Source organism: Lentzea sp. NPDC060358, from assembly GCF_042725365.1.
In the GTDB taxonomy this organism is placed as follows: domain Bacteria; phylum Actinomycetota; class Actinomycetes; order Mycobacteriales; family Pseudonocardiaceae; genus Lentzea.
In genome coordinates this window covers 1-10546 of sequence record NZ_JBHXCW010000255.1, presented here as the reverse complement: position 1 = coordinate 10546, position 10546 = coordinate 1, and the positions used below count along the sequence as shown (strand labels likewise).

Below are 10546 nucleotides of genomic sequence, written 5' to 3'. Positions count from 1 at the left end.
TGGTCTTGCTACTCAAAGGAATACTCCTGACGAGGAGTATTCATATTACTGGCTGTGTTTCGGCACGCTGTTGAGTTCTCAAAGAACACGCGCTCGCCGCAGCTCATCTCCGAGGAGAGTCACTTCCGGGGCTGTGTCAGGCTTAGAAGTCTTTCGCCGCGCTCCGTTCCGGTGTTTTCCGGCCCGTTCCGCGCTGGCAGAGAGAAATTTACACGGCGGCCCACTGAGATCCAAATCGGGGGTCAACCGACGAGTAACCGCAGGTCAGACACCACGCGGATGGCTCAAACCCGCCAAGATCGACGCATACTGTGACCGGGGCCACGTCAAAGATCTTGCATCCGGGGTCAGCGAGGGGCCACGGGCAGGTGCACGGTGACCGACAGACCCCCGGTCGGCACGGCCACTGCCTGCGCAAACCCGCCGTGGGCCGCCACCGCGGCACGCACGATCGACAGGCCGAGACCCGTGCCGGACTGGGACGTGCGGTCCTTGACCCCGCGGCGGAACGGCTCGAAGAGCTCCTCCACGCGGTCCGGCGCGATCAGCTGGCCCGACGACGACACCCGCAGCACCGACCACTGCGACCCCGTCTCCACCACGGCCTCGATCCACCCGCCGACGTGGTTGTGCCGGACGGCGTTCTCCAGCAGGTTCCCCGCGATGCGCTCCAGCAGCGCCGGGTCGCCGACGGCGAGCGCCGGCACGCACCGGAACACCGCGCGGACGCCCCGCGCCTCGGCCTCCGCGCGCACCGCCTTCCACGCGGACTCCACGACGGCGGACAGGTCGACCGGCTCCCGCACGGCGAGTCCCACTCCGTCCGTGCGCGCGAGCAGCAGCAGCGCCGACACCAGTTGCTCGGCCCTCTCCCCCGCGGCACGGACGACGCCAGCCATCCGCCGCAGCTCGTCGACGTCGGCGTCCGGGTCGGACAGCGTCACGTCCAGTTCGGTACGCACCACCGAGAGAGGAGTGCGCAGTTCGTGCGATGCGTTGGCCACGAACCGGCGCTGCGAGTCAAAGGCTGCTTCGAGCCGGTCGAGCATCGAGTCGAACGTGTCGGCGAGCTCCGCGACCTCGTCGCGCGGGCCCTCCAGCCGCAGCCGGGAGGCTCCCAGCGACTCGGCCGACAGCTGACGGGCGGCACCCGTGACGTCGTGCAGCGGTTTCAGCACACGGCCGGTGAACGTCCACGTCAGCACGGCGGCGGCCACCACCATGCACGCGAACGCGATCACTCCCGCGCGCAGCAGGTCCTGCCGGGCGGCGACGGTCAGCGCGTCGGTCAGCGTCTTCACGGTGACGGTGACTCCGTCGACGGTGACCTGGGTGTCGGAGGGGAACGACGGCGACGAGTCGAAGACCCGGCCGACCAGCGTCCACCCGAGGAAGAGCAGCACAGCGCTCACCACCGCGACCAGCGCGGTGGTGAGGAGCGTGATCCGGAGGCGAAGCCCCGGCCCGCGCCTGCGCATAGGTGAGTCCCCTGCGGGTCAGACTTCGGCGGATCCGTTCGACGCGCTCGGCACCCGGTAGCCGGAGCCGACGACGGTGTCGATGATGCCCGGTTCGCCCAGCTTCTTGCGCAACGTCATGACGGTGACGCGCACGGTCGTGGTGAACGGGTCGGCGTTCTCGTCCCACACCCGCTCGAGCAGCTCCTCGCTGCTGACGACCGAGCCCTTGGCCGCGAGCAGCACCTCGAGGACGCCGAACTCCTTGCGGGTCAGCTCGATCGGCTGGCCGCCGCGCGACACGGTGCGCCGCGCCGGGTCCAGTTCGACGTCCTGCGCGGACAGCACGGGCGGGGTCGCGGGCGTCGCGCGCCGGGCCAGTGCCCGCACGCGCGCGACCAGTTCGGGGAACGCGAAGGGCTTCGCGAGGTAGTCGTCGGCGCCGAGCGACAGGCCGGACACGCGATCCTCGATGGAGCCGCTGGCCGTGAGCATCATGACCCTGGTGAGCGCGCCGGAGCTGAGGATCTCCTTGCACAGCTCGTCGCCGGACATACCGGGCAGGTCGCGGTCGAGCACGACGACGTCGTACCGCGTGACGGTCGACTTCTCGTGGCCGGTCTCGCCGTCGTAGGCGACGTCCACGGCCATGCCCTCGCGCCTCAGGCCGCGAGCGATCGCGTCGGCCAGAGGTGCCTCGTCCTCGACAACCAGAATCCGCACGCCACCAAGGTGCCACATCGACCTGAGACCACGCTTAACGACACCTTCACGCGGCCTGTCGGGCCTAAGAGCGCTGGTGGTGGGCGAGCAGGGTGCCGAGCAGGCGGGTCAGATGCTGCCGGTCGGCGTCGGGCAGCGGGGCGAGCAGCTCGTCCTGCGCGCGGTCGAGCGCCTGGTCGAGGCGGTGCAGCTGCCCGGCGCCCTCGTCGGTGAGCGTCACGGTGTTGCGCCGGCGGTCCGTCGGGTCCTGCGCCCGTTCGACGAAACCGCGGCCGGCCAGTTCGGTCACGGCGGCCACGACGTCGCTGCGGTCCATGGTGCAGCGGCGGCCGAGCTCGGCCTGGCTCGCGGCGCCGAACTCGTAAAGCGCGGCCAGCACGCGGTAGTGGTACCCGCGCGCCCCCGCCTCGGCGAAGCCCTCGGAAGCGAGCCGGTGCGCGTGCACCGACAGCTGGGTCAGCAACCAGCTCGGCTTTCCGGCCAGGCGTTCGGGTGACTCCACGCGGACCATCCTAAATCGTTGGCGCAACCAACGAGCATCTGTATTGTTGGTGACGCCAACGTTGGCGTCACCAACAATGTGGGGGTTCCCGTGTCGACGTCCGACCGTCTCGAGATCAACGTCCTGTTCAGCAAGCTGGCCCGCCTGCTCGACGAGAAGCGCTGGAACGACGCGCACACCGTCTTCGACCGCGACATCTCGATCTCCTCTCCCCGCAACGGCGAGATCGAGGGCCTGGACGCGTTCGTCGAGGCGATGCGCGACGCCGAGAAGCCCGACGAGTTCACGCAGCACGTCACCGCGGGACTGCTCGTCGAGCTCGACGGCGACAGGGCCACCGCGTCGGCGAACTCGGTGACGTACTTCTTCCGCGCGGGCGAGGCGCCGTTCCGCACCGCCGGTCTGCGCCTGGACTGCGTCGCGGTCAGGACTCCCGCCGGCTGGCGGCTGCGCGAGTCGCGCACGACCCTGCTCTGGCTGCGGGAGGACTAGGTCCTGCGGGCGGGCCGGTCCACGACGACGGTCGAGGCGGCCTGCAACGCGCGGAACTCCGGCAACGCCGGGTGCTCCTCCGCCAGACGGGCGGCGTTGAGCAACGGCGGAGTGCGCGCGTCAGCACCGCACCGCGCAACGCCAGCTGCACGGCCGTGTACAGCTCTGCCTCGGGTTCAGCTGACGCCACCACGAACGTCGTCGGCCCACCGCACCACCACGGTCACCCGCACCAGCACACCGTCGGCAGTCGGCACGTCTTGTGCGGCAGCGGTCAGCAAGCGCGCGGTGAGCACGACGTGTCGCGGGCTCCCCAGGCAGACCACGGCCCCCGCCGGCGGGACTCGGAGCGGGAGTCCTGCCGGGCCACCTGAGCGGGTGCGTAGGGGGTTGGTCCAGTTACTTCTCCGCGGTCGCGTCCATTTCCACGGGCAGGCACTCCAGCCGGGCGGCCCACTCCGTCACGCGGCGCGCCACGTCCTGCGCGGTGATGCCGCACAACGCCAGCACCTCGCCCCGCGAGCCGTGGTCGTGGAACTGCTGCGGCAGGGCGATGTCGCGCAACGGCACGTCGACGTCGGCGTCGCGCAGCGCGGCCGCCAGCGACGACCCGAAGCCGCCGTGCCGGCCACCGTCCTCGACGGTGACGACGAGCCTGTGCGCCGCGGCCATCTCCACGAGGTCGGCCGACATCGGGTAGATCCACCGCGGGTCGACGACCGTGACGCCGATGCCCTGGTCCTCCAGCCGTTGCGCGGCGTCGAGCCCGAGCTCGCCCAGCGCGCCGACCGTCACCAGCAGCACGTCGGTGCCCGACCGGCGCAGCACGTCGACGGACCCGACGCGGTCCAGCGCGGGCAGGTCGCCGCCGACGGACGCCTTCGGGTAGCGGATCACCGACGGCGCGTCCGAGATCGCCACGGCCTCCCGCAGCTCCTCGGCCAGCGTGGCGGCGTCGCGCGGCGCGGCCACGTGGACACCGGGGACGACGCCGAGGATCGACATGTCCCACATGCCGTGGTGGGACGCGCCGTCCGGTCCGGTGACGCCCGCGCGGTCGAGCACGACCGTGACGCCCTGCTTGTGCAGCGCGACGTCCATGAGCAGCTGGTCGAACGCCCGGTTGAGGAACGTCGCGTACACGGCCACGACCGGGTGCAGACCACCGATGGCGAGACCGGCGGCCGAGGTCAGCGCGTGCTGCTCGGCGATGCCGACGTCGAAGAACCGGTCGGGGAACGCCTTGGCGAACGCGTCCAGGCCGGTCGGTCCCTGCATCGCGGCGGTGATCGCCACGACGTCGGGGCGCTCGCGGCCGATCTCGACCAGCGAGTCGGAGAACACGTGCGTCCAGGTGCGGCTGGACGGCTTGAGGTCCTCGCCGGTGATCGGGTCGATGACGCCGGTGGCGTGCATCTGGTCGGCCTCGTGGTTCTCGGCCGGCGCGAAGCCCATGCCCTTGCGGGTCACGGCGTGCACGATCACCGGGCCGCCGAACGACTTAGCGCGCTGCAGGGCGGACTCGAGGGTCGCCATGTCGTGGCCGTCGACCGGGCCGATGTACTTGAGGCCCAGGTCCTCGAACATGGCCTGCGGCGCCAGCGCGTCCTTGATGCCGCGCTTGGCGGCGTGCAGGGCGGCGTAGAGCGGCTTGCCGAAGATCGGCGTCTGCTCGAGGACGCTCTTGCCCTTCTCCAGCACGCGCTCGTAGCCGGGCCGCAACCGCAGCGACGACAGGTGGTCGGCGAGACCACCGATCGTCGGCGAGTACGAGCGGCCGTTGTCGTTGACCACGATCACGACCGGGCGGTTGCTGTCCGCCGCGATGTTGTTGAGCGCCTCCCAGCACATGCCGCCGGTCAGCGCGCCGTCGCCGACGACCGCGACCACGTGCCCGTGGGCGCCGTTGATCTGCTTGGCCTTCGCCAGGCCGTCGGCGTAGGACAGCGCCGACGACGCGTGCGAGCTCTCCTGCACGTCGTGCTCGGACTCCGACCGCGACGGGTAGCCCGACATGCCGCCCTGCTGGCGGAGCCGGTCGAAGCCGTCGCGCCGGCCCGTCACGATCTTGTGCACGTACGACTGGTGGCCGGTGTCGAAGACGATCGGGTCCTGCGGCGAGTCGAAGACGCGGTGCAGCGCCACGGTCAGCTCGACGACACCCAGGTTCGGGCCCAGGTGCCCGCCCGTCTTGGACACCTTGTCGACCAGGAAACGCCGGATCTCCCCGCACAGCTGTGTCAGCTGCGCCTCGTCCATCCGTTTCAGATCAGCCGGTCCGTGCACGGACTCCAGCAGGGTCACCACGCCCACCTCACTCCTGAAGACTTCGGTTCAGTCTACGGAGACTCGACTGAGACGCATGGTCAGCGCGTCTCAGGTACCAGCAGCGCGATGCACTCGACGTGATGGGTCATCGGGAACGCGTCGAAGGCGCGGAGGTCGTCGAGCCGGTATCCCTGAGCAGTGAATTCGGCCAGGTCACGGGCCAGGGCCGCGGGGTCGCAGGCGACGTAGACGACCCGTTGCGGGCGGCGTCGTGCGACTTCAGCCACAACGACCTTGCCCGCCCCCTTGCGAGGGGGGTCGAGCACGACGACGTGCGGGTCCTCGACGGGCAGGCGGCGGGTGACGGCGCGTTCCACCTTGTCGGCCACGAACTCGACCTGGGACATGCGCCGGAGGTTGCGGCGCCCGTCTTCCACGGCACCGGGAAAGGACTCGACGACCAGCACGGACCCGGTCTCGCCGACCTGCCGGCCGAGCACGGACGCGAAGAGCCCCGCGCCGCCGTAGAGGTCCCACGCGCGCTGTCCGGGCTCAGCCGCGGCCCACTGGCCCACGACGGACGCGAACGTGTCCGCGGCCGCCGGGTGGACCTGCCAGAACCCGTCGGCGGACACCCGCCACTTCCGGCTGGCGGCGGTCTCGACGGCAGTACCGGTTCCGGCGCGTCGCGCGGTGTGCCGGCCGCGCACCTCACCCAGATGACGGTTGCCGTCACCGTCCTGGACGATCGTGAGCTCCTGCGCCCGCCACGTCCGGCCGGCGACCGACTCGACCATGCCCGGCCGGGAGATCACGCAGTGGTCGACGGGGATCACGTCGTGGGACCGGGTGCCGCGGAAACCGGGCCTCCCGTCGCGGTCGACGGCCATCCGGATGCGCGTCCGCCACTGGAGCGGGCCGCCCGGCAGCGCCTCCACGACGACGTCGCGGTCGATCTTGGCCAGACGCGTCAGCTGCTCGCGGACGACCTGCGCCTTGAGTTCGCGCTGCGCGTCCCACGCCACGTGCTGGAAGTCGCAGCCGCCGCACATCCCCGGCCCGCTGAACGGGCACGGCGCCTCGACGCGGTCCGGTGACGCCTGCAGGACCTCCACGGCGTCGGCACGGCAGAACGAGCCGCCGTTGTCCTCGTACACCGACACCACGACGCGTTCACCGGGCAGTGCGTGCCGCACGAACAGGACGCGTCCCTCGTGCCGTGCGACGAAGTGCCCGCCGTGCGCGACGGACCCCACCTCCACCTCGAACGTGCGTCCGGTCCAGTCTTCCTTGGCCGAGCTCATCGGTCGTCAAGTCCCCTTCGGACAGCGCCCGGCGCGATGACGTCCTTGTCCTTGACCTTCACCGACGACTCGAGCTGCCACGGCACACTGGTCACCATCACGCCAGGCTGGAACAGCAGCCTTCCCTTGAGCCGCAACGCGCTCTGGTTGTGCAGGAGCTGCTCCCACCAGTGGCCGACCACGTACTCGGGGATGAACACCGTAACAACGTCGCGCGGGTTGTCCGACCTGACTCGCTTGACGTAGTCGAGAACGGGCTTGGTGATCTCCCGGTAGGGCGACTCGATCACCTTCAGCGGGATCTTGAAGTTCTCCTTCTCCCACTCCAGCACGAGCCTGCGGGTGTCGCCGTCGTCGACGTTGACCGTGACGGCCTCCAGCACGTCCGGGCGCGTGGCCTTGGCGTAGGACAACGCCCGCAGCGTCGGCATGTGCAGTTTGGACACCAGCACCATGCAGTGGTTGCGCGCGGGCATCGTGCGCACCTTCTCCTGCTTGCGCAGCTCCTCGGCGACGGTGTCGTAGTGCTTGCGGATCGCCGTCATCAACGCGTAGATGGCGGCCATCGCGGCGATGGCGATCCACGCGCCCTTGGTGAACTTCGTGATCAGCACGATGATCAGCACGGTCGCCGTCAGCGCCAGGCCGAACGTGTTGATCGCCTGCGAGCGGCGCATCCGGGTGCGGACCTGGGCGTCGGTCTCGGTCTTGAGCAGCCGCTGCCAGTGCTTGATCATGCCGAGCTGGCTCAGCGTGAACGACACGAACACGCCCACGATGTAGAGCTGGATCAGCCGGGTGACCTCGGCGTCGAACGCGATCACCAGCACGACCGCGAAGCCCGCGAGGAACAGGATGCCGTTCGAGAACGCGAGCCGGTCGCCGCGGGTGTGCAGCTGGCGCGGCAGGTAGCGGTCCTGGGCGAGGATCGAGCCGAGCACCGGGAACCCGTTGAACGCGGTGTTCGCGGCGAGCACCAGGATGAGGGCGGTGACGCCCGCGATGAAGTAGAAGCCGGGCGGGAAGCTGTCGAAGACGGCGTGGGCGATCTGCGCGACCATGGTCTTCTGCTCGTAGCCCGCTGGGGCGTTGGTGATCTGCTGGGCGGGGAACTCGGCCATCCGCACGTCGGTCAGCTGGGCGAGGACGATCAGGCCCATCAGCATGACCACCGAGATGCCGCCCATCAGCAGCAACGTGGTCGCGGCGTTGCGGGACTTGGGTTTGCGGAACGCCGGCACGCCGTTGCTGATCGCCTCGACGCCGGTCAACGCGGCGCAGCCGGAGGAGAACGCCCGCAGCACCAGGAACACGAACGCGAGTCCCATCAGGTGGTCGGACTCGGCGTGGATCTCGAGGCCGGAGCTCTCGGCCCGCATGTCGTCGCCGAGGACGAACCCGCGGAACAGGCCGTAGCCGATCAGGCCGAAGACGCCGATCATGAACGCGTAGACGGGGACGGCGAACGCGCTGCCGGACTCGCGGATGCCGCGCAGGTTGACGGCGGTCAGCAGGACGATGGCGGCGACCGCGAACTCCGCCTTGTGGGTCGCGACGAACGGGATGGCCGAGCCGATGTTGGCCGCGGCGGCCGAGATCGACACCGCGACGGTCAGGATGTAGTCGACGAGCAGGGCGCTCGCCACCGTGAGCCCCGCCCTGCGCCCCAGGTTGACCGTCGCGACCTCGTAGTCGCCGCCGCCGGACGGGTAGGCGTGCACGTTCTGCCGGTAGCTGGCGACCACGGTGAGCATCACCACGACGACCGCGACCCCCACCCACGGCGCCATTGCATAGGCGCTCAAGCCGGCCACAGAAAGCATCAGGAAGATCTCTTCCGGCGCGTATGCGACCGACGACATGGCGTCGGAGGCGAAGACCGGCAAGGCGATGCGCTTGGGCAGCAGGGTGTGAGCGAGGCGATCGCTGCGGAACGGCCGTCCGACCAGGAGGCGTTTGGCAGCGGTGGCGAGCTTGGACACGGCCAGAGCGTAAGGGGTCCGCTCACCGGGACGGGCTAATGCTCGGTAGGTTCTGCGCAGAGTTCGCCTGAGGAGGCATGTCGTGCACGTGGTGATCATGGGGTGTGGCCGGGTGGGAGCCTCCCTGGCCAGGGCCTTGGAGCGGCTCGACCACCAGGTCGCCGTGATCGACAAGGACGCGCAGTCGTTCCGCAGGCTGGGCAGCGACTTCCACGGCCAGCAGGTCGTCGGCAACGGTTTCGACCGCAATGTCCTGATCGAGGCGGGCGTCGAGCGCGCCGGGGCGTTCGCGGCGGTCTCGAGCGGCGACAACTCGAACATCATCTCGGCCCGGGTCGCGCGCGAGACGTTCGGCGTCGAGCACGTCGTCGCCCGCATCTACGACCACAAGCGCGCCGCCGTGTACGAGCGCCTGGGCATCCCGACGGTCGCCACCGTGCCGTGGTCGACCGACCGGTTCCTGCGGATGCTGCTGCCCGAGGGCGCCGCGACCGCGTGGCGCGACCCGTCCGGCACCGTGGCCGTGCTGCCGATCGAGGTCGCCGAGTCGTGGGTCGGCCGCCCGGTGCGCGAGCTCGAGGAGGCGATCGGCGCGCGCGTGGCGTTCGTGATGCGCTTCGGCACGGGCGTGCTGCCGGAGCACTCGACGGTCGTGCAGGCCGACGACACCATCTACGTGGCGGCGCTGTCCGGCACGATCACCGACGTCGCGACCGCGGCGCAGCAGGCACCGGAGGAGAGCTGATGCGGGTCGCGATCGCTGGCGCGGGAGCGGTGGGGCGGTCCATCGCGCAGGAGCTCGTGTCCGACGGGCACCAGGTGATGCTGATCGAGCGGGACCGGGCGCACTTCGACCCCAACTCCGTCGAGCAGGCCGAGTGGGTGCAGGCCGACGCGTGCGAGCTGTCCTCTTTGGAGGACGCGGGCATGCAGCTGTGCGACGTGGTGATCGCCGCGACCGGTGACGACAAGGTCAACCTCGTGGTGTCGCTGCTCGCCAAGACGGAGTTCGCGGTCCGCCGCGTCGTCGCGCGCGTGAACGACCCCACGAACGAGTGGCTGTTCACCGAGTCGTGGGGCGTCGACGTCGCCGTGTCCACGCCACGGCTGCTGGCGGCGATGGTCGAGGAGTCCGTGACGATCGGCGACGTCGTGCGACTGCTGACGTTGCGGCAGGGCCAGGCGAACCTCGTGGAGATCACCCTCGACGAGTCGACGCCGTTCGCGGGCCGGGCCGTGTCGGAGCTGTCGCTGCCCCGCGACGCGGCACTGGTGACCATCCTGCGCGGCGGGCGGGTCATCGTGCCTCAGCCCGACGACACCCTCGAAGCGGAGGACGAGCTGCTGTTCGTCACGACTGCGGCCGTGGAGCAGGAGATCAAGACCGCCCTGGGGTACTAGGTCTCTCGTGGCGGGCGTGCTCGCGGGAACCCCTTGCACATCAGGGAGATCGCCGCTTCCGGGTGTGCGCCGACCAAGACGCAGCGACGGGCGATGGAGCTGCTGGCGTTCGGTGAACCACTCGAGCGAACGGTGGCGCCCGTGCCCGAGGAACTGATGCGCCTGGGCTTGGTTCGCGTCGACGACGGACGTGCGCGCATCGCATGACCCTCGCCGACCGCCTGGACCGGCAGGCCTCGGCGCTCACGGAGTCGTTCGACGACGCGGCCACCCCGGGCCTGGCCGTGACAGGGCTGGCGAACATCGAGATCGCCGAACTCCTGACGATCGCCAAGCGCACCGTCGACAACCACCCGCACACCACCTGCGCGGCGGTCGGCGTGACCGGGCGGGACGGGCTGCGCGCGCTCTTCGGGC

Annotated in this window: 10 protein-coding genes; 4 read left to right on the top strand and 6 right to left on the bottom strand. The window is 70.2% G+C overall.

The annotated features are described in order from the left end of the window. Nucleotides 1–347: 347 nt before the first annotated feature. From ACFWGZ_RS34800 to ACFWGZ_RS34790, 3 genes are all read right to left on the bottom strand, one after another. Nucleotides 348–1478, bottom strand: a complete 1131-nt coding sequence (locus tag ACFWGZ_RS34800; RefSeq protein WP_382455834.1) for a sensor histidine kinase — start codon at nucleotides 1476–1478, stop codon at nucleotides 348–350. Between the two features lie 18 nt (nucleotides 1479–1496). After that, nucleotides 1497–2180 (bottom strand): response regulator transcription factor, encoded by a 684-nt coding sequence (locus ACFWGZ_RS34795; protein ID WP_382455833.1) that lies wholly within the window; start codon nucleotides 2178–2180, stop codon nucleotides 1497–1499. A gap of 64 nt (nucleotides 2181–2244) precedes the next feature. Then, nucleotides 2245–2691, bottom strand: coding sequence for a MarR family winged helix-turn-helix transcriptional regulator (locus tag ACFWGZ_RS34790; RefSeq protein ID WP_382455832.1), 447 nt, complete (start codon nucleotides 2689–2691; stop codon nucleotides 2245–2247). A gap of 81 nt (nucleotides 2692–2772) precedes the next feature. Between ACFWGZ_RS34790 and ACFWGZ_RS34785 the strand changes: the two genes are divergently transcribed. Continuing rightward, the gene (locus ACFWGZ_RS34785; protein ID WP_382455831.1) at nucleotides 2773–3174 is read left to right on the top strand and encodes a nuclear transport factor 2 family protein; all 402 of its coding nucleotides are present in this window, start codon (nucleotides 2773–2775) and stop codon (nucleotides 3172–3174) included. A gap of 399 nt (nucleotides 3175–3573) precedes the next feature. On the opposite strand, the gene dxs is transcribed toward ACFWGZ_RS34785, so the two are convergent. The 3 genes from dxs to ACFWGZ_RS34770 all read right to left on the bottom strand — a co-directional run bounded on the left by dxs (nucleotide 3574) and on the right by ACFWGZ_RS34770 (nucleotide 8728). Further along, nucleotides 3574–5478, bottom strand: a complete 1905-nt coding sequence (dxs, locus tag ACFWGZ_RS34780) for a 1-deoxy-D-xylulose-5-phosphate synthase (RefSeq protein WP_382455830.1) — start codon at nucleotides 5476–5478, stop codon at nucleotides 3574–3576. A gap of 62 nt (nucleotides 5479–5540) precedes the next feature. After that, entirely contained in the window at nucleotides 5541–6746 is a 1206-nt protein-coding gene (locus tag ACFWGZ_RS34775; RefSeq protein WP_382455829.1) for a class I SAM-dependent RNA methyltransferase, read from the bottom strand. Beyond that, nucleotides 6743–8728, bottom strand: a complete 1986-nt coding sequence (locus ACFWGZ_RS34770) for an APC family permease (protein WP_382455828.1) — start codon at nucleotides 8726–8728, stop codon at nucleotides 6743–6745. The genes ACFWGZ_RS34775 and ACFWGZ_RS34770 overlap by 4 nt, the downstream gene beginning before the upstream one ends. 82 nt (nucleotides 8729–8810) lie before the next feature. Here ACFWGZ_RS34770 and ACFWGZ_RS34765 point away from each other — a divergent pair, with 82 nt between their 5' ends. The 3 genes from ACFWGZ_RS34765 to ACFWGZ_RS34755 all read left to right on the top strand — a co-directional run. Continuing rightward, nucleotides 8811–9473 (top strand): potassium channel family protein, encoded by a 663-nt coding sequence (locus ACFWGZ_RS34765; protein ID WP_382455827.1) that lies wholly within the window; start codon nucleotides 8811–8813, stop codon nucleotides 9471–9473. Further along, on the top strand, nucleotides 9473–10129 hold the full coding sequence (locus tag ACFWGZ_RS34760) for a potassium channel family protein (RefSeq protein ID WP_382455826.1): 657 nt from the start codon (nucleotides 9473–9475) through the stop codon (nucleotides 10127–10129). Before ACFWGZ_RS34765 ends, ACFWGZ_RS34760 begins: the two co-directional genes overlap by 1 nt. A gap of 203 nt (nucleotides 10130–10332) precedes the next feature. Then, nucleotides 10333–10546 (top strand): hypothetical protein (locus ACFWGZ_RS34755; protein ID WP_382455825.1); only part of this gene is annotated, 214 nt, incomplete at its 3' end.